General features: G+C 38.9%; 17 protein-coding genes and 2 pseudogenes. 4 read left to right on the top strand and 15 right to left on the bottom strand.

What is annotated here, in order from left to right; all coding sequences use genetic code 11:
• From AC4BHP_RS02880 to AC4BHP_RS02860, 5 genes are all read right to left on the bottom strand, one after another.
• Complete coding sequence (locus AC4BHP_RS02880) at window positions 1-897, bottom strand: ABC transporter permease (RefSeq protein ID WP_490551234.1); 897 nt, start codon at window positions 895-897, stop codon at window positions 1-3.
• A 15-nt stretch (window positions 898-912) separates the two neighbouring features.
• A complete protein-coding gene (locus AC4BHP_RS02875) occupies window positions 913-1,833 on the bottom strand; it encodes an ABC transporter permease (RefSeq protein ID WP_490551233.1) in 921 nt (306 codons plus the stop codon).
• 79 nt (window positions 1,834-1,912) lie between these two features.
• Window positions 1,913-3,475, bottom strand: coding sequence for a glutathione ABC transporter substrate-binding protein (locus tag AC4BHP_RS02870; protein WP_490551232.1), 1,563 nt, complete (start codon window positions 3,473-3,475; stop codon window positions 1,913-1,915).
• Between the two features lie 161 nt (window positions 3,476-3,636).
• On the bottom strand, window positions 3,637-4,629 hold the full coding sequence (locus tag AC4BHP_RS02865; RefSeq protein WP_490551231.1) for an asparaginase: 993 nt from the start codon (window positions 4,627-4,629) through the stop codon (window positions 3,637-3,639).
• A gap of 2 nt (window positions 4,630-4,631) precedes the next feature.
• Window positions 4,632-5,798, bottom strand: coding sequence for an ROK family transcriptional regulator (locus AC4BHP_RS02860; protein ID WP_490551230.1), 1,167 nt, complete (start codon window positions 5,796-5,798; stop codon window positions 4,632-4,634).
• 516 nt (window positions 5,799-6,314) lie between these two features.
• On the opposite strand from AC4BHP_RS02860, the pseudogene AC4BHP_RS02855 reads away from it, so the two are divergent.
• Together AC4BHP_RS02855 and AC4BHP_RS02850 are read left to right on the top strand one after the other, a co-directional pair.
• A pseudogene (locus AC4BHP_RS02855) lies at window positions 6,315-6,713 on the top strand (carbohydrate ABC transporter permease); the annotation flags it as partial.
• A gap of 69 nt (window positions 6,714-6,782) precedes the next feature.
• Window positions 6,783-8,108: an alpha-glucosidase/alpha-galactosidase gene (locus tag AC4BHP_RS02850; RefSeq protein ID WP_490551229.1), complete on the top strand. Its 1,326-nt coding sequence runs from the start codon at window positions 6,783-6,785 to the stop codon at window positions 8,106-8,108.
• A 265-nt stretch (window positions 8,109-8,373) separates the two neighbouring features.
• On the opposite strand, the pseudogene AC4BHP_RS02845 reads toward AC4BHP_RS02850, so the two are convergent.
• From AC4BHP_RS02845 to AC4BHP_RS02825, 5 genes and pseudogenes are all read right to left on the bottom strand, one after another.
• Window positions 8,374-8,677, bottom strand: a pseudogene (locus tag AC4BHP_RS02845) (toxin-antitoxin system YwqK family antitoxin); the annotation flags it as partial.
• A gap of 197 nt (window positions 8,678-8,874) precedes the next feature.
• Window positions 8,875-9,636, bottom strand: coding sequence for a polysaccharide deacetylase family protein (locus AC4BHP_RS02840; RefSeq protein ID WP_490551228.1), 762 nt, complete (start codon window positions 9,634-9,636; stop codon window positions 8,875-8,877).
• Window positions 9,637-9,696: 60 nt separating this feature from the next.
• Window positions 9,697-10,983, bottom strand: coding sequence for an SGNH/GDSL hydrolase family protein (locus AC4BHP_RS02835; protein ID WP_490551227.1), 1,287 nt, complete (start codon window positions 10,981-10,983; stop codon window positions 9,697-9,699).
• A gap of 524 nt (window positions 10,984-11,507) precedes the next feature.
• Window positions 11,508-12,941 carry a carbon starvation CstA family protein gene (locus AC4BHP_RS02830; RefSeq protein WP_490551226.1) on the bottom strand — a complete coding sequence of 478 codons (1,434 nt, stop codon included), beginning with the start codon at window positions 12,939-12,941 and terminating at the stop codon, window positions 11,508-11,510.
• A 459-nt stretch (window positions 12,942-13,400) separates the two neighbouring features.
• Window positions 13,401-13,925 (bottom strand): hypothetical protein, encoded by a 525-nt coding sequence (locus AC4BHP_RS02825; RefSeq protein ID WP_140462088.1) that lies wholly within the window; start codon window positions 13,923-13,925, stop codon window positions 13,401-13,403.
• A 386-nt stretch (window positions 13,926-14,311) separates the two neighbouring features.
• Between AC4BHP_RS02825 and AC4BHP_RS02820 the strand changes: the two genes are divergently transcribed.
• Together AC4BHP_RS02820 and AC4BHP_RS02815 are read left to right on the top strand one after the other, a co-directional pair.
• Window positions 14,312-15,865: an AbgT family transporter gene (locus AC4BHP_RS02820; protein WP_490551225.1), complete on the top strand. Its 1,554-nt coding sequence runs from the start codon at window positions 14,312-14,314 to the stop codon at window positions 15,863-15,865.
• A gap of 18 nt (window positions 15,866-15,883) precedes the next feature.
• Complete coding sequence (locus tag AC4BHP_RS02815; RefSeq protein WP_490551224.1) at window positions 15,884-17,059, top strand: M20 metallopeptidase family protein; 1,176 nt, start codon at window positions 15,884-15,886, stop codon at window positions 17,057-17,059.
• Between the two features lie 51 nt (window positions 17,060-17,110).
• On the opposite strand, the gene AC4BHP_RS02810 is transcribed toward AC4BHP_RS02815, so the two are convergent.
• The 5 genes from AC4BHP_RS02810 to AC4BHP_RS02790 all read right to left on the bottom strand — a co-directional run bounded on the left by AC4BHP_RS02810 (window position 17,111) and on the right by AC4BHP_RS02790 (window position 23,564).
• Window positions 17,111-18,853: a helix-turn-helix domain-containing protein gene (locus tag AC4BHP_RS02810; RefSeq protein ID WP_490551223.1), complete on the bottom strand. Its 1,743-nt coding sequence runs from the start codon at window positions 18,851-18,853 to the stop codon at window positions 17,111-17,113.
• 309 nt (window positions 18,854-19,162) lie between these two features.
• Window positions 19,163-19,846 carry a GNAT family N-acetyltransferase gene (locus tag AC4BHP_RS02805; protein ID WP_490551222.1) on the bottom strand — a complete coding sequence of 228 codons (684 nt, stop codon included), beginning with the start codon at window positions 19,844-19,846 and terminating at the stop codon, window positions 19,163-19,165.
• A 15-nt stretch (window positions 19,847-19,861) separates the two neighbouring features.
• Window positions 19,862-20,968: a mandelate racemase/muconate lactonizing enzyme family protein gene (locus tag AC4BHP_RS02800; protein WP_490551221.1), complete on the bottom strand. Its 1,107-nt coding sequence runs from the start codon at window positions 20,966-20,968 to the stop codon at window positions 19,862-19,864.
• A gap of 12 nt (window positions 20,969-20,980) precedes the next feature.
• Window positions 20,981-22,414, bottom strand: coding sequence for a Na+/H+ antiporter NhaC (nhaC, locus tag AC4BHP_RS02795; protein ID WP_490551220.1), 1,434 nt, complete (start codon window positions 22,412-22,414; stop codon window positions 20,981-20,983).
• A 43-nt stretch (window positions 22,415-22,457) separates the two neighbouring features.
• Window positions 22,458-23,564: an amidohydrolase gene (locus tag AC4BHP_RS02790; protein WP_490551219.1), complete on the bottom strand. Its 1,107-nt coding sequence runs from the start codon at window positions 23,562-23,564 to the stop codon at window positions 22,458-22,460.
• Window positions 23,565-24,124 lie beyond the last annotated feature (560 nt).

The following is a 24,124-nucleotide window of genomic DNA, read 5'->3' as shown; positions in this document are numbered from 1 at the left end:
CTAGTCTTTCATTTTTGGATCGAGCATTTCTCGTAATCCATCACCCAATAGATTAAAAGCCAAAACGGTTAAGAAAATTATTAAACCAGGGAAAAACACTAAATGAAATGCGGTACCAATATAATCTCTTGAAACACTTAACATAGCCCCCCAGTCAGGTGAAGATGGCTCCGCACCTAAACCTAAAAAGCTTAAACTTGCTGCTGCCAGAATGGCTGTACCAACATTCATCGTATAATAAACAATAATAGTCGGTAAGGTCTCCGGAAAAACATGTTTAAACATGATTCGCAGCCGGCTTGCACCAAGTGATTCTTCCGCTTCAACGAATAGCATTTCTTTTACTTCCAATGTTGCTCCGCGAACAATCCTAGCAAATGAAGGAACACTGAAAAAAGCGACCGCAATAATCACATTTTTTAAACCAGGTCCTAAAATAGCAACAATTCCAATAGCCAAAATCAATTCTGGAAACGCAAAGAGTACGTCACAAACACGCATAATCAATTTATCAACCCATTTACCAATAAAGCCACTAATCAATCCCAAAATACTTCCAACAATCGCACCAAGTGTAACAGCGGAAATACTGACTGAAAGTGAGATTCTTGCCCCCTCCATGATTCTGCTTAAAATATCACGTCCATATTCATCTGTTCCAAACCAATGACTGGCAGAAGATGTCTCAAGTATTTTTGTATAATTTTGTTCTGCCGCATTATAAGGCGTAACATATGGGCCAATGATAGCTATAATGAACAGGAATACGACAAAGTAGAAAGAGATAACCGCTGGCTTTTTCCGACGAAATAAACGCCAGAATTGAAGGAAGGGATGACTACCTTTCATCTTCATTTGTTCTATTTCAAAAGTAGTTTCCGTTTGAAGATTGTTCATAATGATCTTCCCTCCTTACTCATACCGTATTTTTGGATTCAAATAGCTGTACACAATATCTATAATCAAATTGACGACAATAAACTGTAAGGCGAATAATAATATTTCAGCTTGTACAACAGGATAATCACGGAATTGAATAGAATCAATTAATAGAGTTCCAAGCCCCGGAAAACTAAATACCTTTTCAACCACAACAGAACCACCAAGCAAGAAGCCAAACTGCAGTCCGGCAACAGTCACAACCGGAATTAAGGAGTTCTTCAAGGCATGCCCAAAAATAATTTGACTGCTGTTTAATCCTTTTGCACGTCCCATCCGGATATAATCCTGTTTCATACTCTCCACAAGGGATGATCGCGTAAACCTGGCGATCATGGCCATAATCCCCGCACCTAAAGCGAATGAAGGCATAATGTAGCTTTTCCAGTCGTCCGCTCCTCCGGTTGGGAAAATACCCAGCTGCACAGAAAATATTTGAATAAGAATAAGACCAACCCAAAAGTTTGGAAGTGAAATACCGGATACAGCCGTAAACATTCCCAGATGATCCGGCCATTTATTTCTATATACTGCAGAAACCACTCCAATTAAGATTCCAACTACCAGTGCCCAGGTAATACTTAAAAAAGTTAGACCCAAGGTTGGTAAAATTCGTTCTCCAATCAATTGACTCACTGCTACCCCAGATTTTACCGAATAGCCCAAATCACCCGTCAACAGATCCTTCAAATAAACAAAATATTGCTCATATAATGGCTTATCCAAACCCAAACTTACTCTCGCCATTTCTACTTCTTCCGCAGTTGCTTCTTTCCCAGCTAAAAGCCGGGCAGGATCTCCAGGTATTATGTGAATAAACATGAATACAATAAAAGAAACAACAAGGAGTAACGGAATAAGACTAACAAGACGTTTCGCTATATATTGCCACAAAAGAAAAACACCTCCTATGTATGAAGAAAGAGCTTACTCTCATAAGCCCTTTCTTTGGTTGATGATATTAAAAATTGACCTATTTTAATTGCGCTTTTGAAACATTGATAGAGCCATCCGGTGCGACATATACACCTTCTAAATTATTTACGTGTGCTGACAAGTTAACATCTGAAGCCAAGAAAATCCAAGGTGCCTCTTGAAATACAGTACTTTGAATCTCATGATAGATTTTTTCTTGCTCTTTCGGATCTGTTTTAGTGTTTGCTTCTTTAATCCAGTTTGTAACTTTATCATTATCATAGTAAGCAGTATTGGCACCATTTGGCGGGAAGTACTCGTTGCTGAACAAACTGCGAGTGGCACCATCAGCATCACCTGATGAAGGTGACCAGCTAACATACCACATTTGCACCTTTGCATCCTCCGGCTTTTCCGGTGTATAAATCTCATCTGATAAAGTTCCTTCTTCCATAGACTTAATCTTAACGTCAATGTCGATTTGCGCTAATTGCTGCTTAATAAATTCCATTCCTTTTAAAGATTCCGAACTTGTATTACCCCAGATTTCTGCTTCAAAGCCCTTTTCATAACCTGCTTCTTTCATTAGCTCTTTTGCCTTTTTAACATCAAATTCATAGGCTTTCTGTTTTGCATAATATTGAGTTTCTGAAGCCATCGTCGAATCAAGAACATGTCCAAACCCAGATTTGACAACTTGTATATAAGCTTCTTTGTCCACAGCTAAGTTCATCGCTTGACGAACTTTTAAATCCTTGTATTGATCCATAAATGTGTTAATGGATACATATCGCACAATGGAGGATGGCGATTCATTAATCGTAACATCTTTACTATCTTTGAACTGTTTCACATCTTGCTGTGGCATTGGGTATACAAAATCAGCTTCACCAGTTTTTAACATAGCCACACGAGAGCCATTTTCAGGAACTGGGCTGAATTTCACTTTTTCTACATTTGTTTGATCCCCGCCCCAGTACTCTGCATATTTTTCAACTTCTAGCGTTTTACCTTGTTTCCATTCAACAAACTCAAATGTTCCAGTACCTACAGGGTTTGTCTCAATATATTTTGTTCCTTTTTCGATTGCTTTCGGGCTAATCATCGGTACCATCCCAAACTTATTAATCATGGCACTAAAAGGTTCTAACAGGTTAAAGGAAACTTCATAATCACTAACAATCTCCATCGATTTTACAAATTTCAAACTACGTTTCGCACTCAAATTATTGGCATCATCCATTATTCGATCGTAGTTGGCTTTTACTGCCTCGGCGTTAAATGGTTCTCCATCATGGAATGCTACATCCTTACGCAATTTAAACGTATAGTTTAATCCATCTTTGCTAATTTCATATGACTCGGCCAGGGCAGGAACAATTTTCATATCCTTATCAAAACTAACCAATCCTTCGTACATGGAACGGATCCCAAAGATGGATACGGTGTCTCCTGCATTATGTGGATCAAGAGTGATAAAGTTTTGGTCAATGGCGATTGTAATTTCCTTGTCACCTGAAGCTTTCTTTGTTTTTCCTGATGTACCTGCTTCCTCACTGCTACACGCTGCACTAATTAGTGCTAGAGTCAGAATAAATACTAAAACAGTAAATTTCTTCATATTTTTCTCCCTTAACCTTTTATTTTTAGTTTGCTTATGACTTACGAAATAATAGACTCTTCATACCCCTGTGACCATAGACATCGTTTAATGTTGCACGTTAATATAGTTTGCAGTGTTTTTGCCCATCTCAGACTACCTGGATTGTAAACCGAAGCATTTTATAAGTAGATTTTTGTTTCACCGACAACGCTGCCGTCATCACTTAAAATGGTATCTGATTTTAACTGAAGTAAATTACGAATGGTATCTTCATTTTTATAGTTTAGTTTTTTAAGAATTTCCGCCACTAATAATGGCCAAAGCAATTCAGTCCCGCTTAGGACCTTTAATGCAATACTTATCTTTTCTTCTCTTAATACAAGACAATAAACCCCTTGAGCACCCCCTTTTGCGATAATATTTTTATCTTTTAATAAAACACTGCATATAAAATCATGTGAAGCAATAATTTCAGGGTGAGCATTCATGATCTCACCGATATGTATAACGGCATCTCTTACAGTTTGTTCTTCTATCAACTCAGGTCTGACAAATTTCAAGTAAGAGATGGCCATATTCTCAAGTGGCACGGCATAAACAGGTACTCCGCAGCCATCTGTTCCCGATATAATTTCATTAATAGGTGCTTCGGATAATTCAGACAAATAATGCAATATCTCTTTTTGTAAAGGATGGTCAGGTCGTTCATACCCTTCCTGACTTAATCCTTTCATCTTTGTATATCCTAGGAATCCCAAATGTTTTCCAGCACAATTATGCATCAATTTTCTTTTAGATTTGTTTGCTAACATGTACTCCGTTTTCGTCGCTTCATTTAAAGGGTAACTGCTTGCACAAACCAAACGATCCTCCGCAATACCCAATTTTTCTTTTACACGAATAAGAGCTTCTTCATGGTATTTCTCACCTCTTTGAGAAGCTATGAATAATGCTGCTTCTTCGTCAGTGAGATGGTATTTATCCATAATATTTGTTGTGAAAACGGGTATTGCCTGAATAGGTTTCATAGCCGATCTATAAAAAAACGGTTTGCTAGTATTTCCTTTTTGATAAATAACCTCTTTATTTTCATTGACAATACATATGACACCCTGATGTATATTTTCTAATTGATGATTTCTGAATTCCTCTGCAATCACAGGATATAGCATATTTAAAAATCACCCTTAAAGTTCAAATTTTTGATTAATTTCCGCTGCACACTTAGTGCTGCACCTTTAACAACCCCTATCTCTTTCATTTGAGTAACAAGCAATTCATATGAATATGATTCGGGGAACCAAGCACTGTTTGAATGTTTCTCTATTATCAATTTCGCTATTTCTGGGTAATCTTCTATTAAAGTGCCTGATAAAAATACTGCATCCGGATTATACGCACAAACAACATTCTTAATTGCTAACCCTGCATAGGTAGCAGCCTTTTCGAGGATATTGACGGCCCACTTTTCTTTCTTCCTGTAAGCTTCAGCCAACTCATCCATACTGTTCATTGGTCGTGTTTTTGATGCTTCATCAAGTAAAAAGTCGGTAGCAATATATGTCTGTAAGCATCCAAAATTACCACACGGACAATAGGTACCGTAGGGATCCAGGGTCATATGACCGATTTCACCCGACATATTATTTGTACCCCGAAAGATTTCTCCATCTGTAATCAGAGCTGAACCAACTCCTTTACCAAACCCAAGCATCACGACGTTCTTATAAGGTAACGAAGCACTTACATACTCTGCTAAGGCTTTTAGCTTTAATTCATTATCAATAAAAACTTTCAAGTCTAATTTTTGTTCAAGCATTTGTTTAAGAGGAACATTCCTCCAGCTAAACTGTGCTGAGAACTCCAAGGTACCTTTTTCATTGTCTATTAATCCTGGCAGACCTATACAAACACCAGCAATATGAACTTTTTCAATTTGTTGTTCACTGATCAAATCATTTACCTTTTGTCCGATAAATTCTACAACATGTTCATAATATTCTGTTTTTGTTTGAAACGAGCGTAAGACGATTAACTCACCTATTAAATTCATCAAGCCAGTCCGAACAATTCCTACATCAATTTCAACTCCAACAAATACAACTGAGTTCTCATTAGCCGTAAAATAAGTTGCCTTTCGTCCCACTTCATCTGTTTCCAAATAGACTTCTTTAATAAGCTGCTCCTCCTGTAAGGAGGCAACAATTCGGGAAGCTGACGTTGGACTCATGGCCGTATGTTTGGCAATTTCAGCTCTAGAGATTGGTCCATTTTGAATTATGTATTCCAGAACTAAACTCTGATTCTGCCGCTTTAAAAAATATTGATCTTTAACTCTCATTTTCTCCCTACTAACATCATGTAATTAATAACCTGGTATTTTATATATTTTTCTATAAAATCCACTTTATTTGTAACAAATCACCCATAGCATTTACTTACTTCGCGTTCATTTTCTCCTATTTTCTCCCATGCTGTTAATCGAATTATAAGTACAACTTTTATTATAGTCAAGAATATTCTTAAAATTTAGATATTAACATTTCCTTTCAGCGGTCTTAAAAATTCTCAAATTATTCACTTGTTTCTTGCCTTGCGATAACACTAGATACTAGGTATTCTCCTTGGAGTTTCTTTTGTACATAAGCTTCTTTTCTAGTAACTTGTTGAACAGTATTACCTTCAAATGCAAGACTTTTTGCTATTCAAATTTTTTTAATAATCTTCTACTGCAAATTCATTCATGCCCCTTTCTTGGACTTTTTGTCGCTTTATTATATTGGATATATTTTACATTTATTCTATAATTAACTTAATTTTCTTTAATTTGTGATATATTATCTAGTACCAACACTTCCTAGGGATGATGAATACCCATGCCATAGCAATCTTAAATAATGTTGCTGCTTACACCCCGCTCGCTGTTTTTCTTTACACAGGCTTTATACGATCTACGATTCCAAGAGAACTAGAAGAAGCAGCGAAAATGGATGGAGCCAGTAATATAAAAATTTTCTTTACGATTGTTTTTCCATTATTGAAGCCTGTCACAGCATCAATCTTAATCATCTCCTGTGTTTACATATGGAATGATTATCAATTTGCTATTTTCTTCTTGCAGGCTGATGAGGTTAAAACGCTAACCGTCGCTTTATCCAGCTTCTTTGGGCAAAATTCCAGCAGGCTTAATTTAGTTGCCGCTGCCTCAATCATGGCAGTTATCCCGATGGTCATTCTGTTTCTGGTGCTACAATAACACTTTGTTAAAGGTCTTTCAGCTGGTTCAATCAAAGGATAATCAATTAAAATTGGAGGGATTTTTAAAATGAAAGTAACAATAATCGGTGCAGGAAGTGTTGTTTTTGCCAAAAGACTTATTTCAGATATTCTTAGTTATCCAGAATTAATAGGGACAACCTTCTCCTTAATGGACATAAACGAAGATCGATTGCTAACTGCAGAAAAAATGGCCCTTTCTTTAATAGAGCAAAATGGAAACATCGCAACAGTAGAAGCTCATCAAAACCGACTGGATGCATTAAAAGGTGCCAGCTATGTAATCAATCTCATACAAGTCGGCATGCATGAATCCACCTTAATTGATTTTGAAATCCCTAAAAAATACGGACTCAAACAAACCATTGCAGATACACTCGGGGTAGGCGGAGTATTTAGAGCACTGCGGACAATTCCTGTTGTTTTAGACATCTGCAAGGATATGGAGGAAGTTTGTCCGGATGCTCTATTACTTAACTATACTAATCCAATGGCTGCGCTTATCCTTGCCATTGAAAAAGCGACATCTATCAAAACAGTCGGGCTCTGTCATAGCGTACAAAACACCGCGGGAGAATTAGCTGGATATCTGAATCTGCCAGCAGAAGAACTGGAATATAAGGTTGCAGGAATTAATCATATGGCATGGTTTCTGGAATTAAAGCATAAAGGAAAGGATCTGTACCCTGCTTTGTTCGAGGCGATGAAAAATCCAGCCATTTATAAAAAAGATAAAGTACGCTTTGAAATGATGAATAGGCTGAACTACTTCATAACAGAATCAAGTGAACATCTCTCCGAGTACACACCTTATTTCATAAAAAGAGATTCACTTATTGAGGACTTCTCTATTCCGATTGATGAATATATCCGACGAAGCGAAGCTAATTTAAAGCATTTTGAAGAAACAAAAGAGAAAATCGAAAATAATATTCCTTTTAATACAGAGGAAAGTCACGAATATGGGGCTCCGATTATACACTCCATGGAAACAGGTGTTAACCGTGAAATATGGGGAAATGTGTTAAATACCAATTTAATAACGAATCTGCCTAACAATGCCTGCGTTGAGGTCCCTTGCCTGGTCAATAAACGCGGAATTCAACCAACCCATATCGGGGATCTACCTACGCAGCTTGCCGCTATGAATTTGACAAATATTAATGTACAGCAGCTGATTGTAGAAGCCGTTCTAACAGGTGATATTGATCATGTTTATCAAGCAGTTATGTTGGATCCTCACGCCTCCTCCGTCCTGTCATTAGAAGAGATTTGGGATATGACGTCCGAATTACTAGAGGCACATAAACAGCATTTGCCGAAGTTCACCAAAGGGCGACATTTACAATATAAAAAATCAGTCACCATTGGATAGAATTATAAGGACTAGAAAAGGATACATGAGCCCATGTATCCTTCCTTTTGTTATTGTTTCCTCAAAATCTACTACGCCCTCTTTAGAGTCTCTCTCAAAAAGGCGAACCGCTCGGTCAAAATAAACCTAGATGATGGCTTTGATAAAGAATTACATTCCCTATGTGAACGTACTTATTTTAATCGTCATATTTCTCTCCCACATACATACCAAAATTGATCAAATTCATTAACTTACCTTTAATATTTATAGTTTATAAACCTAATTATGCTTTTGTTTCGCTACTAAATCTTTTAGCATATAGTATATCCGATTCACTTGGTGCATTTTTTGTTCTAATATATTGCCTTGTTCATCATACTTTTTAAAAGTCATCTTTCTTCCGGCAATACATTCAGACTCATATTTTTTCTCTTCATTCTCGAAGAATTCCACCTGATAACCTTGTGCTGAGTTTTTATTCATATATTACCATTCGGATAAAACTCCACATACTTTCCTTGTTTAACACCATTTTCTACATAGAAATAACTTTCTATATTTCCATTTTCATAAATATCATATGCAGTGTTATTATGTCTTTTCTTACACATAATTTGTAGCAGTAATAAAATCGAAAGTATCTGTTGAATTAATTTCATTGTTATACTCAAAGTGATATATCAGAATTACTGCATTATAGGATTCAATACCACTCAAATAAAAAAGCACCAATTCGGTGCTTTTGCAATGCAGCCAGCCGGACTTCCCGGCATTACCAAATCCCCTAATATCCTGTATTAATCATTCTGATAAAATCATCTAACGTATGCTCTTGAAGGATCATAATTCGAGGTAATTCCATTCTGTTACTTTTATCTGTACTAAGTCCTCCTCCTACTTTGAAAGCACCTTTGAATCCCAGTTCTTTCAGAATAGAAATTGTTTCGGCATTATAGTTTCCGTAAGGATAGGCGAATACATTTGTTTTCCTGCCCGTTAACTCTTTTAGAGCAATCGTGGCATCATCAATTTCTGCGTATTGTTCCTCCCTGCTTAAATCTGCAAGGTACGTATGTGTGACCGAATGGTTTTGGATATCAATTCCATTCTCCATAACGGTTAATATCTCTTCCGCAGTCATATTCCAGCTGCCATTCACCCAATCGGAAACTGTGAATTGAGTTGCCTTCATTCCATATTTCTGTAAGATTGGATAAACATATGGATAAAAATCATCTGAATTATCATCGAACGTCAGCAGAATTGGCTTTTTAGGCATAGCTGCTTTTTTATCAAGGATGTTGAAGTACTGCTTCATTGTTAATGTCCTATAGCCGTTTTTATGAAGATATGCCATATGCTTCTCAAATTCTTTGAGATTGAATTGATACGGATTGGCAGGATCCGGATTAGGCTTCACTACATGATAAAGCAAAACAGGGATTTTAACGTCATTTGATTGCTTTGCGCTTGCTGTTGATAAAAAGTATGAATTCACACTTAGTAAAAATCCCACAGCAAAAAACAGACCAATTACTTTTTTCATCAATGCTCACCCTTTCGCATATTAATCACAACGATACAGCACTAGTTAATAATCTACTTATTACTTCTTATTTAATGGCTTCTTAAAAATGGATAAATCAATTGATTCAGCCATGGCTTTTAATCCCAGGTCATTGGGGTGCAAGGCGTCTCCACTGTCGAACTCTGCTAAAAGTTTTTCGGGATTTTCTGGATCAGCCAACACATGATCAAAATCAATCACCCCGTCAAATACACGGTTGTTGCGGATCCATTTATTCACTTCCTGACGAGTTCTCTCCCCTTCTTCGGTGTAATAATTCCCTTCATCATAGCCCTTGAAGGGTGTCAATGTACCGATATATATCCTGAGTCCGTGCTTATGAGCCTGTTTTGCAATTTCCTTCATTCCAGCAATGATTTTCTTCGCATCATACACATGCGGTTCATGACCAATATCATTGATTCCTTCTAACAGGATAATATCCGTAACCCCAGTTTGCGAGAACACATCTCTCTCAAGTCTAGAAAGGGCTTTTTCACCAAAGATAGGGGAATCTGTCAGTATTCGATTGCCGGAAATCCCTGAATTAAGGACGGAAAAGGTTTGATTTTTAATCTCGTGGTCTAGACGATCATTTAAAACATCCGTCCAACGGCGATTTTCATTTAAAGTCGATAAATAGCCATCCGTAATTGAATCACCTAACGCCACAATCACCCGTGGTTTCTTATTAGATTCAGCCCTTACATCCACTCCTGATAACCAAAACCATGAATCAAAGGTTTGTGTGAAGGAATCTCCGCTCACTTCGCTTGAGTAATCTCCTTCTTCTGAAATATAGGTTGTTTGATTAGAAGTATTATGCCAAGTCACTGGACCGCTATCACCACGGAGATGGACACTAATTGTTAAGTCCATTCCATCCTTAACCTTAAAAGGGATGCGATCACTGTAAACCATTTTTCCTTTTGGAATCGTGACAGATTTTTTTCGATCAAAAGTAAGAGGTTTCACTGATCCGGCAACTACTTCTGAACCTTTTTTCGTTTTCGCGATTGTAACCTTTGCAAATGTTAACGGTTTTTCACCAAATTCATTGGACAAACGAATCCTAACGGCAGAACCTGATGCATTGGGATGGATAACCATACGGATGGTTTGATTATTAAATCCTTTTCGTGAAATACCACCATCCCAATCAACTGTTTTCCAGGCAGCTACTTGGCTGGCAGACCATGCACCGACCCACTGTTCACCCTTTCCAGGCGTTTTAGCCTCTATCGGGGAACGTGTAACAGAGGGAAACAAACCAGCTACAATGACTAATATGACAATAATAAAAATAACGAGCTTTTTTCTAACCAACTGTTTATCCTCCTTAATCAGTGATTCTATAAGATTTTCTTCGCTTGGTATTCCTGCTTCCAAATTACTTTAGAAATGGTCTATGAATATGTTTTAGATGTTTCATGTCTTCCTTCTAAAAGCATCTCACTCCTCCTTAGCCATTTAATAGTCAAACAGTAAAGCAAGGACTTTCGAAATCGCGTAGTTGGTTGGTAATTATTCCCTTATACTTAGATTATAACTTCTTAAATCTAACTTTATCCACTTACCAAGCTAAGATATCAGACTTTACTGATAAAAGAGGAAAATAGAACCAGACTCCTTTGAGTATTTAATAGTTCTAAAGAATTTTCCACCTTCCAGCTTAATCTCAAGAGAGATGAATTCGATTCAGATATAACAAGTTTGAACAACCATGAGGCATCCTGAATTAATCTTTTATAATCTATCTATACCTATATTCTGAATAGTAAATGGACTAAGCAGAACCAAAAAATGCATTCACTCTCACCACATTGCTGCAGTAGAGTGAATGCATAGGATCATAATTTTTCATCTAACACAGGAACATTCAGTTTGCTAAACCTCATGATTTGATAGGCGTAAAATAATCCGACAGCTGCTGTTGCTGATAATCCAATGATTATGGATAAATCATAATCCAGTCCAAACCCTTCCGGTGCAACCATCAGGTAAGTAAAGACTACGGCTGTCATAAACAAAGCTGGTAAGCCTGAGATCCAATGTAACTTCGCTTCTTTTAATAAATACGAGGTAGCTACCCATAGCATGACAGTCGCTACCATTTGGTTTGTCATACCTACATACCGCCATAAAAATTGATAATCAATGGTTGAAAGGTAAAAAGCCGGAACCGTGACCGCGACTGTTGCCAGAACGGCTACCGTTTTTGGAGTGCCTTTTACACGGGAGCCAAGGAAATCAAGAACAATCATTCGAGCTGACCGCAGGGATGTATCCCCTGTTGTGATTGGAAGAATAATCACACTCAGCACAGCCAGCAATCCACCTACAGTACCCAAGAGTCCAATTGAGATTTCATCGACAACTCCGCCTGGACCAACGGATGTCATAACCTCTCCAAGACCGCCGGTTCCTCCATAGAAACTCATTCCAGCTGCACACCATATTAAAGCAATGATTCCTTCCCCAATCATAGCTCCATAAAATACTTTCCGGCCTTCTGTTTCTTTTTTCAAGGTACGTGAGATAATCGGACTTTGTGTAGAATGGAAACCGGAAATAGCACCGCAGGAGATTGTCACCATTAACAACGGCCATACGGGTAATTCCGTTGGATGCAGATTGGTAAAAGACAATTCAGGCATTTTAATATCTGAACTTATTAATGAGATTAAAACGGCACCTGCCATAATCAATAACACAGCACCGAATAAAGGATAGATCCGACCGATAATTTTATTGATCGGTAAAATTGCTGCTAAAAAGAAATATATAAAAATAATAATAACCGCCACTATGAATGTTATGCCTGTTTTAGCCGCAATAACAGCTGCAGGTCCCGCTGTGAAGGCAGCCGCTACTAAAATCATCAACACAACTGAAATAATGTCTGTGAATACACGCATAACTTTTCCTAAATATTTTTGGACGAGGGTAGGAAATTGCGCTCCTCCATGACGAACGGAGAGCATTCCAGCAAAGTAGTCATGAACAGCACCCGCAAAAATGCATCCAAGAACAATCCAAACCATCGCCACTGGACCATATAAAGCTCCTGTGATTGCCCCATAGATTGGACCCAAACCGGCAATATTCAATAATTGAATCGTCCAGCCCTTCCAAGCCGGCATCGGCACATAATCCATATTATCTGCTTTCGTATAGGCCGGTGTCGGGGTTTGGTCATTCACAACAAACACTTTTTCCACAAACTTACCGTAAACGATATAAGCCACTATTAATAGAGCAATTGAACCTACGAGTGTAAACATGAAGACCCTCCCAAAAAACGTTTTATTTACCAGATAACACGAATTATATACTAGATATTTTAATTCTACAATTATTTATCTGAAAATTATTTATATTAAGATAACAAACCTCTATTTCTTAATATGTCCACCTTTTCTATTGAAAAACTGTAATACGGAGAAATAATCAGATAGATTGTTATCGAGACTTTATTGAGTCACATGCTGAAAGGGATTACTGCATCCATATCATATTTTTGCAAGCTCTATTTATATGTTTTATAGGATAAATAACATACCATTGCACAAAAGAAGACCTGTTCAAAAAGTCATATTCCTAGACTTTAGAACAGGTCCTTCTTTACTTATTAGTCTCTTGCATAAGTAATAAATCCATCATTCATCCCTGAACGAACCACTCTGACAAAGCTATAATGTGCCGGACAAAGATTTATCCACTATGCAATCCAATGCAAATAATTATTTTAATCGCTTCACATTCAATAATTCTTCAATCGGCATTTCGTAAGCTCGGTTACCTAATTCTTTTTTTAGCGCTTCATTGGCATCATATTCTTCCGCTGTAAATGAATCCTCGCGACCTTTTTTCAAATAATCATAGAAAATAGGCGGTAAAAAGTCTTCTTTTAACGAAACTTCTACAGATTCCCCATTTTGTCTTGTGAAAATATAGGCATAGCTGGTCGCACGATATGGATCGTACTGAGCGACAGGATAATTCACATCCACTGTATAGACCCCTCTCGTTTTACAACGAGTAATAAACTCGAATACATCACGGAATCCAGGTCCCCCGTGCCCCGATTGAACGGAAAGATCATTCCGATTCGGAATTTCATCTCCAAACAATTCCTGAAAGGCTGCTTCCACTACACGGAACCCAACCCCTAACGCCATATAAGCCGCATAGCCATGGTACTTTTTAATATCATCAAAAGAGATTTCAATTAAATCACTGCGATCATAAATTTTAATTGTACGCATACTCAGTCCCCTATTCTTAGTTGTTCTCGCAAACTAATTATAGGTAATTTAGAAAAATCACACAAATTATAAGCAGATGTTGCTTCTTCTCTTAAAATGCATCAAACCTTTCATCTTTAAGCTATCTTTTTGAACAAGTGCTTAGTCAGTACAATAGCTTACTATTTTGGTAAGGTTTGGTTGGACATTTATTTGATATTAAATACATCCATTAGCTTTTAACAATTACTTATTTTCTCGAATTTTGTAAGCCTTTACATATTTTTTCGTATAAAAGCACAAGAATCCTGAAATATTTTGTAGATTTCTCCATAGATATGGATTCATTTTGTTAATATAATGTAAATATTCTAAATATTTAAACACATTGAAAGAGGAGGCAGGGAATGAGCTTATTTACAAAAACACGCACAAATCAGAGTCCGCCTAATAATACCCAAAAGAAAAAATGGATTGACCGCTTTCTCGATAGTATTGAAAGAACCGGTAATAAGCTTCCCGACCCGGTAACACTATTTGTCATCATGTCATTCATCATTTTACTAGGTTCTTATTTCTTATCGTTATTGAATGTCTCAGCAACGACACCAGGTACAGGAGAAAAAATTGAAGTAGTTAATTTATTGAACCGAGAAGGAATTATTCAAATACTGACGAATATGGTCAGTAACTTTACAGAGTTCCCACCATTCGGCCTAGTGATTGTAATCATGCTTGGTGTAGGTCTCGCTGAATCAACGGGTTTAATCACGGCTTTCATGAAAAAAACTGTTTTAAGTGCTCCACCGAAACTAATTTTACCGGCCATCATCTTCACTGGCATCATCGGGAATATTGCAGCGGATGCAGCCTTCATTGTCTTCCCACCGATTGCGGCCTTGATTTTCATGAGCTTTGGCCGTAATCCGATTGTCGCAATGGTGGCCACATACGCAGCCATTGCGGGCGGCTATAGCGCAAACCTAATTATCAATTCCTTAGATGTCTTATTAGCGGGTATCACCGAAAAAGCAGCACAAACCGTCGATCCCAACTATGTTGGTAATCCGGCAATGAACTATTATTTCCTGATTTTCTCGACCGTTTTTCTCGTCGTACTTGCCACTTGGGTCACAAAGAAGTTTGTTGAACCACGCTTTCCGAAATATGAAGGAACAGCGCAAAATCTGGATGCCATCACACCAGCTGAACAGCGAGGGTTGAGGTACGCTGGAATCACCTTGCTTGCTTACATAATTGTCATCTTGATTACGGTTATTCCGGAAAACGGCTTACTCCGTGATGCTGAAACAGGTTCAATCTTGAATTCTCCTTTCATGTCATCCATGGTGCCAATTATGATGTTTTTCTTCCTGCTACCAGCTCTTGCCTATGGGATTGGTGCAAAGACAATTAAAAATGATAAAGACGTTGCCGAAAAATTATTCAGTTCGATTGCCGGTATGTCTTCATTTATCGTGCTTGCGTTCGTTGCAGCACAAATGATTGCCTATTTTAGCTGGAGCAATATTGGGCCAATTCTTGCCATTAAAGGTGCTGGATTACTTGAAGCAATGAATTTCACCGGGCTACCGATGATTATTGGTTTTATATTTATCTGTGCCTTCATCAATATACTGATTGCCAGTGCATCCGCCAAATGGGCTTTGTTATCAACCATTTTCGTACCAATGTTCATGTACTTAGGTTACAGTCCTGGCTTTACGCAGATGGCTTATCGAATCGGGGATTCTATTACAAATCCGATTACGCCGATGCTCGCCTACTTTGCCATTTTACTTTCATTTGCTAAAAAGCACGATAAGAATATTGGGATGGGTACCTTGATATCAGCGCTATTGCCCTATTCGATCTTTTTTGCCATCGGCTGGATCATCGTCTTCTCGATTTGGTACTTGCTTGGCTTACCACTAGGTCCTGGAGAACCGCTTCATATTTAAAACAAAGGAGGGATAAAATTGGAACAATTATTCTCACTTCTTGAGTCTTACGAACAGGAAATGATTGAAATTCGTCGATATCTGCACCAACATCCGGAATTATCTTACCAGGAAGTCAAAACGCCTATCTATATAGCAGACTTCCACCGAAAACTTGGCCATGATGTTCGTACTGAAGTTGGTGAACGAGGGGTTGTTGCTGTTCTGCACGGCGCAGCCCCAGGACCAACGGTAGCTTTGCGGGCTGACTTCGATGCACTGGCTATTCAAGAAGAAAATGATATTCCTTACAAATCAAAAGTGGATGGCGTGATGCATGCTTGCGGCCATGACGGCCATACCGCCACTTTACTGATTCTTGCAAAAGCACTTAATCAAATCAAGGACCAACTTAAAGGGACTGTGGTCTTTATTCATCAGTATGCAGAAGAACTCGCTCCAGGCGGAGCCATATCCATGATTAAAGATGGGTGCCTTGAGGGTGTCGATGTCATATTCGGAACTCATTTATGGGCCACTGAGCCTACAGGAAACCTGATGGTTAAAAGCGGTCCAATCATGGCTGCTGCTGACGAGTTTAGAGTGACGTTTAAAGGGAATGGCGGACATGGCTCTGAACCACATATGACAAAGGATTCGATTATGATTGCGTCCCAATTTGTTGTCAATGCCCAACAGATTATCTCAAGACGCGTGAACCCTCTGCAGCCCGCTGTCTTGTCAGTTGGACATTTTGAGGCATTGAACCCTTTTAATGTTATAGCCGATTCCGCTTTCTTAAAAGGTACTGTCCGGACATTTGACGAGGATACAAGGACACTCATTGAAAAGGAGCTCGAGAATGTCATCAAAGCATCTGTTACTGCCACTGATGCTGAATATGAGTATGAGTTTATACGCGGATATCCGGCAGTCGTGAATCATGAGGCAGAAACCTTATTTTTAATGGAGGCAGCAAAATCTGTTAAGGACGTAAAGCTTTGCCGTGTTTGTGAACCAATCATGGGGGGAGAAGATTTCGCTTATTATCTTAACCATGTGAAAGGCTGTTTCTTTTTCACCGGAGCAGGCCATACAGATGGTCAAGAAATTTACCCGCATCACCATCCAAAATTCAATTTCGATGAGCGGGCCATGTTAATTGCAGCCAAGACACTTGGCTCAGCGACTTTGAAATATCTGTCCGAGAACTAAAAAAGAACGTGCACCCTATTACTTATTTATAATGATTGAACAGCATCCATTTTATTGGAGGATGCTGTTTCTTTCATATAAAAACAATGCAACATATAGATTCATCACATGCTCCCAATCATCAAAATCACAAGCCAATTGATCCTTTAATTGCTGAAGACGATAATAAATCGTGTTGGGATGAACATGTAATGCGTCAGCTGTTTTTCCCACATGCTTATTGAGATGCAAATAAGTCTTCAACGTTTCGAGAAGTTCATTTTTTTCATCAGTTTCTGTCTGCAAGAGAATACCACCAAGCATCTCTTCGACAAAATACCTTGCTTCATCTTCATTCATATGCATTAAATATCGTTTAAACCCTATGTCCTTAAACGTTTTTAATCCATTCTTTCCATGAATGTCATAATCAATATCTCTATAAGAAATACCGACATGCTGCAATGAACGGACAATCCTGCCCGTTTTAACTAAATGATCCGGATACAGAGCAAGAAGTCGTTTCGATAATCTTTGAACCTCTTCTTTTGGATCCTTGATTGAATGCCTGATATTTATCAAAGCAACAATTGATTTTTCCTGCAGGAAGGTCATGACAGAATGGTTCTTTCCATACAATTGAGCCAACTCATTCTCCAACGTAATCATTTCCAGTACATCTCCCAAATCAAAACGATTATTGGTCACCGACAGAAAGCAATACTGTCCTGTAACGGGCATTCCGTACTTGACTAGAGAGCTTTGAACATCCGCAGTTAAATTATGATTTAATAATTCCTTTAAGATAGCTCCCTTTTCTTCACGAGCATGCTTTGTCTGCTCCTGAAACTTAAGCCGTTCCATGGCAATCAAAGAAACTGCATGTTTAATTACCAATTCCTTGATGACATCAGTCTTACTTTCCCTCATTTCAACGACCAAATACCCTGCTGTTCCAAAGGATGATTCAATGGAAAGAGCATATCCATAAGGGCATTCATTTATTTGAATCGGATAAAGATCACTTGAGCTCATTTTACGTTTATCCTGCTTGTGCAGCCAATTCGTTAAGGGTTCTAAAATCTCTTCTCCACTCGTGCTGGAACACTCAAAACGACAGAGTGAATCAAAATAAAAAATTCGTTCCTTAATCAATACTCCCAAACATTTGACAAGAGATTGCAGTGCATTTTCCTTTAGTGCAGCCTTATTCAATTGATTATGATCAGACAGGATTCTTTCCAGCTGATTGGCTTGTTTCTGTTTCTCGTAAAAAGCCCTCGCATTAACAATAGAAATGGCAATCTGATGACCAATTGCTTCTAAAAACTCGACGTCCTCTTCATTGAAAGAATCATCATTAAGAAAGTTATCAATCGTTAACACACCAATTTTTTGATTCAAATGAGTAAGTGGTACAGATATACAACTCACGGGCATAAGAGTATTGACCGTTGACTTTAAGTAATATTCCATCGTCTGATGGCGCATATTGGACATTGCTTTAGCAATTTCCTCCGCATGAAGTAACATACTCTCTCCACTTGCAAACACCTTACCGCTTATCCCTTCACCCGAAAGCAATGTATTCTTAAGATACATCTCTTCCTTAAAGTTGACCGCGGCCTCGATGCGGAGTAGCTGTACCTTTTCATCCCATAATAATAAGAAACCGGCATCTGCTTTTTCAGTCGCATCAATCACATCTGAAATAATATCTTTAATCAATTCATTTAAACTACTGTTTGAAGTGATATTTTTCGACATTTGAATGAAGGTATGCAGTCTCTTTTTACTGTTATTTTCCCTCTCCATCGTATCCCCATCTTCCCGCTGTTCTTCACTCTTTTAAGAGTTTACGAACCTTCTTAGAAGTCAAAAAAACAAAACTCAAAGCGCCCCGTTTAGCGCTAAAATAAACTTGAGCATCATTAAAAAAATAAATGAAACAATAGAACCTCAGTGATTAGATACTGGCCTCTCAAAGAGTATAGTTCACTAAGCACCTTAGTGGTGGAGCTGGTAGGTTATGAAACTTCATTCATATAATGAAGTTTCATACCAAAATACGTGTTGTTTCTTATACAAATAAAAAATCAGAGACAGAGCCCTATTAATTAGATTTCATTTCCGGAATTCCACATAGTATACTTGATCAATCACTACTAGCTTTTGACCACGATAGCCCTCTGCGAGTAGCTTTTGCTGTCCCTTCGTATCAGCCATTTGGCATAATACCGGTTCTCCTTCTCGGTTATTCGAGCTTTCGAGTTCCTTAAAGAAGATATAACGTAAATTCCCTCCATATTTAGGCTTCAATGCAACAATTTCCATTCCTTGAGCAAACTTGTCCTTTAGGCTCGGGATGTTAAACGGAGCAACTGTGGAACATACATATTTATAGGGATGTTTGCTACGTGCCAGTTCATCCATGATCCATTTTGCCATACGGCGTTGCAGGCTCAATCCACGCCAGTCCGGATCCACATTGCTAATGTCTTGATAAATAACAAAATCCAACTCGCTCTCTGGCAGGCCTGCATCGATTCCCAAATGGTCCTCCATCGTATCTGGCACAACTAAAGCGCGGAATGAAATCAATTCTTCCTTAACAAATACGCCGATTAATAGACCATTACCACTCGTTATGTAACGGAACTCCTCTTCTGAAAGAGGCTGAAGGCTCGTTTTATCATCCAGATCCTGTACCACTTTATCCTGCAAACGTAACACAGTTGGAATATCGGTCTCTGTTAAACGGCGAACAACATAAGCTTGTCCGTCGGGAAACATGCCTTTATCGATCATCTAAAGTCTCTCCTTTCATTGAACAACATCTCTGTGAACGGTCAATTCTGTAAGTATATCTTCATTCACATCAATTCCGAGACCGCTTTTTTCATTTAATTCAATGAACGGGACATCATAGTGTAAATTCCCAACATCTTTTGCGAATTTTAAAGGTCCTGTCAACTCAACGGATGTGATGATTTTCTTGGAGAAAGCAACATGAAATCCAGCGGCCGAGCCAATGGACGATTCGACCATCGACCCGATTTGACACTCGATTCCAGCCATTTCTGCTTGATTGGCAAGCTTCACAGCTGGATAGATGCCCCCACATTTCATAAGCTTTATATTGATTTTATCAGCCGCTTTCTTTTGGATAACCTCTCTCATATCCTTTATACCTTTTAGACCTTCATCAACCATTAATGGCAGGCGTGCTTTCTTTTTCAATTCAGCCATACCCTCAAGATCATCAGCGAGCACTGGTTGCTCGAGCCAGTCTATTTGCAGTTTTTCAAGAGACGGGAGAGCCCTCAATGCATTGGAGCTATTCCTCCAACCTTGATTAACATCGACACGAATGGCGATTTCATTCCCAACTGCCCTGCGAACAGCACGAATTCGTTCCATATCCTGCCCTACCTGTTTGCCAACTTTCATCTTAAAGGAAAGGTATCCCTCAGACACCTTCAGCACCGCTTCTTCCGCCATTGCAGCTGGTTCCTGAATACTTAGTACATGGGTGATTGGAAAACGATCATGATAACGTCCTCCGATCAGCTGATAAACCGGTACCCCCAGTTTCTTGGCCACTAGGTCATGACAGGCAATATCAATAGCCGCCTTTGCTGCAGGGGCTCCGTATACCATTTTATTCATTCGTTCATGTATACGTTCAAATTCACCTGGATCCTGACCAATTAGAAGCGGCGCTAATGTATGCTTGAGAAGACTATACGTACTCTCCCATGTCTCTCCTGTTACATGTTCATCTGCAACCGCTTCCCCAAAACCAATAAAACCGTCATCACTTTCCATTTTCACAATAATGGAGGGCATATCGTGATATGTATGATAGCTGACAACGAATGGTTCATGAAGAGGCAGGCGGATGGCATATAGTGAAATAGCTTTAATCATATGAAAGTCCCCTTATACTGTAATTGTATCCTCTTTTTGCTGTTTAAGTTCTTTTTCAATCTTTGCTCTTTCTTGATCACTCATTTTTTCAATTGAAAACCCTGTTATCGCATAAAGAATCGCAATAATCGGCACGGCAAAGTTCAAAATCGCGTATGGGGCATATTCAAATACACTTACACCAAGAGTACCGAAGATAAAGACGCCACATGTATTCCATGGGATGAAAACAGACGTTAGTGTCCCTCCGTCCTCAAGCGCCCTGGATAGATTTCTGGAAGAGAGTCCTTTATCACGATACGCTTTTGAAAACATACGTGCCGGAATGACTATGGAAATATACTGTTCGGAGCAGGTAGCGTTTGTCGCAAAACAAGATAATATCGTAGAAATAATGAGACTTTTTGCGGTTTTTGCTAATTTAAGAATTTGTGAAACGATTGCGTTCAGCATTCCCGTATGCTCGAGCATGCCTCCGAATGTCATTGCCACGATGGCCATGGATACCGTGTACATCATATTGTCCAAACCGCCGCCATTGAAGAGATCATCCACCATGGAATTACCGGTTTCAATTACATACCCTGCTTGCAGGGCTGAAATAGCATCAGCGAATGTATCTCCCTGTACGAATACCTGAGTAAGGAAGCCCAAAAGAACCCCAATCGCCAAGCCAGGTATGGCTGGCACTTTTTTAGCCACCAAGATGATGACGATAAGTGGAATCAATAATAAGAAAGGGGAAATAAGGAACTCATCCTGCAAGACAGCTAGTGTCTGTTCAATATCAGTTGTACTCACACTGCCTTTGCCGAAGTCACGCCCCAAGAACCCAAATACAATTAACGAAATGATTAGACCTGGAATGGTTGTGTAAAACATGTGGCGAATATGTACAAATAAATCAGTGCCGGTCAATCCGGCTGCTAAATTGGTTGTATCCGATAATGGTGACATTTTATCTCCAAAATAGGCACCTGATATAATCGCTCCCGCAATCATCGGGGCCGGTATCCCAATACTTAAGCCAATCCCCATCCCAGCTACGCCAATCGTTCCCATAGTTGACCAAGAACTACCGATGGCAATGGAAACAATACAGCAAATGAGCATAATTGACACCAGGAAAAGAGAAGGACTGATGATCTTCAATCCATAATAAATCATGGTAGCGACCACGCCACTGCCAATCCATGATCCAATTACCAGACCGATTAACATAATGATGATTACAGCTGGTAATGCTAAACGAATTCCATTGTACATGGCCTCTTCAAGCTCGTCCCATTTGTAGCCGGCCATCCATGCCACAAGTGCGGCCGTGATTGTACCAACTATTAACGGGATATGTGGTCCCTCTTCAAAAACAATAATTGTAATAGCCATAACTGCTATCAGCACTACTAACGGTATAATTGCCAGCCCAAAAGATATTTTTCTCTCCATCTGTTCTCCCCCTGTTTGAATTTAATCCGTAATGAAACGTTATTTATACTTTTATATGGACAAGCTGCATCGCTTCCGCAAGTACCCTTGCCCCGAGATCTAAGATGTCTGTTTGTATCTGCATTTTGGGATGGTGCAATCCCGGGCTAACCTGGGCACCGATTCCGATCATAGTTGTTTGTACCTCTGGATGCTTCCGGCTATAAAAATGAAAATCATCGCTTCCAGACGTGATGATTGGCTCTTCTAAAGCTTCTTCTCCGGCAACTTTTATGATTGATTCCCTTGCAGACCTTTCTGGCTCTTTTGAAACAGTGGCTCCTGGAGTATAATCCTTCCATTCATAATCAATGTGTACACCAAAGAGCTCAGCTATCCGATTTAAACCATTCCCGATAGAATCTATCATTTCATCTAAAACAGCATTACACTGCGCACGGACATCAATCGCAAATGAGCCATTGCCTGGGATAATATTAGTGTTTTGCCCGCCAGCTATCATTTTGGTCAGCTTAATAGAATAGTTCTCTGCAGGATCAGCATATAAAGTTGCCAGATAACCATGGATAGCAACCATCACATCAATCGCACTCTTTCCCTGATGCGGCCTTGCTCCATGTGCATCAGTGCCTCTGATTTTCCCTTCGAGGAAGATACAGGCTCCGTGGTGGATAGAAGGAGTAAACTGACCATATGCTAGTTCTTCTTCTGGACGCACATGCATACCAAACAATACCGACACGCCCTCCATTACACCTCGCTTAATCATCCATAACGAGCCATTTCCCTTCTCCTCGGCCGGCTGAAAAATAAAACGATATTTACGATTCAGCGGCTGTTCCCTCAAATAGAGAATCGCACCGAGTGCCATGGCGATATGGGCATCATGCCCACATGAATGATTCGCTTGCATGATACCTCCAACTTCCTGCCATAGCGCATCAATATCTGCTCTCAGCGCCACTGCACCACTACCTTCTCCCAATTCTGCAATTAATCCGGTACAATCAGAAAAACGTTCGTAACGAACCCCAAAACTATCCAATATCTCGGCAATTGTATTGGTTGTTTCGAATTCCTTTCCGCTGATTTCGGGATGTTCATGAAAATGATGATACCACCCCAAAATTTGTTCCTCATAGCTCATCATGCATCACTCTCCTAACAATCCCCTTATTCTGCCATAACGTTTTCCAGCATATCACTCCACCTGTCAGAGGATTCATTGAACACAGTTGCTCCTATCATTTGCAAAGCCCCAGAGAAAAAAGAACCAGGTAAACCCTACATAAACAAGCATTTCTCCCATTTATTCAGGTAAATTCATACTTGGAGTGCTTCTGACTGTCGATAAGATACCATGTATTGAAATGCTTAAAAAACATTTTATCAAAAAATTCAAATAATTTCTTGTTTAATCCATTCTTTACAAATAAAGTTTCCTATTTAGGTTGGCAAACCCTTATAAATTAGTAACAAAGTCCCCATCTTTGCTAATTAACCCGCTAACAGGAGGTATATGATAAACAATTTGTCATCCACACGAAAAAGGACCTGTTCAAAGGTCATTTTTCATAGACTTTTGAGCAGGTCCTTCCTTATATTAATAATCCAGTATTAGTTAAATAGTTTTCTAAATTTTACATTTGAATCTACTACTCTAATCTCAATTTGTATTTTTTTCATTCCCCTATGTATTTGCTTAACTTT

This window comes from Pradoshia sp. Z4_20 (genome assembly GCF_058216035.1).
Note: the sequence above shows the minus strand (reverse complement) of the source record. Positions and strands in the feature narration are given on the sequence as shown.

Coding starts and splice junctions, on each gene's coding strand:
- AC4BHP_RS02880 (WP_490551234.1), bottom strand. CDS start 897: ATGAACAATCTTCAAACGGAAACTACTTTTGAAATAGAACAAATGAAG.
- AC4BHP_RS02870 (WP_490551232.1), bottom strand. CDS start 3,475: ATGAAGAAATTTACTGTTTTAGTATTTATTCTGACTCTAGCACTAATT.
- AC4BHP_RS02865 (WP_490551231.1), bottom strand. CDS start 4,629: ATGCTATATCCTGTGATTGCAGAGGAATTCAGAAATCATCAATTAGAA.
- AC4BHP_RS02860 (WP_490551230.1), bottom strand. CDS start 5,798: ATGAGAGTTAAAGATCAATATTTTTTAAAGCGGCAGAATCAGAGTTTA.
- AC4BHP_RS02850 (WP_490551229.1), top strand. CDS start 6,783: ATGAAAGTAACAATAATCGGTGCAGGAAGTGTTGTTTTTGCCAAAAGA.
- AC4BHP_RS02840 (WP_490551228.1), bottom strand. CDS start 9,636: ATGAAAAAAGTAATTGGTCTGTTTTTTGCTGTGGGATTTTTACTAAGT.
- AC4BHP_RS02830 (WP_490551226.1), bottom strand. CDS start 12,941: ATGTTTACACTCGTAGGTTCAATTGCTCTATTAATAGTGGCTTATATC.
- AC4BHP_RS02825 (WP_140462088.1), bottom strand. CDS start 13,925: ATGCGTACAATTAAAATTTATGATCGCAGTGATTTAATTGAAATCTCT.
- AC4BHP_RS02820 (WP_490551225.1), top strand. CDS start 14,312: ATGAGCTTATTTACAAAAACACGCACAAATCAGAGTCCGCCTAATAAT.
- AC4BHP_RS02810 (WP_490551223.1), bottom strand. CDS start 18,853: ATGGAGAGGGAAAATAACAGTAAAAAGAGACTGCATACCTTCATTCAA.
- AC4BHP_RS02805 (WP_490551222.1), bottom strand. CDS start 19,846: ATGATCGATAAAGGCATGTTTCCCGACGGACAAGCTTATGTTGTTCGC.
- AC4BHP_RS02800 (WP_490551221.1), bottom strand. CDS start 20,968: ATGATTAAAGCTATTTCACTATATGCCATCCGCCTGCCTCTTCATGAA.
- nhaC (WP_490551220.1), bottom strand. CDS start 22,414: ATGGAGAGAAAAATATCTTTTGGGCTGGCAATTATACCGTTAGTAGTG.
- AC4BHP_RS02790 (WP_490551219.1), bottom strand. CDS start 23,564: ATGATGAGCTATGAGGAACAAATTTTGGGGTGGTATCATCATTTTCAT.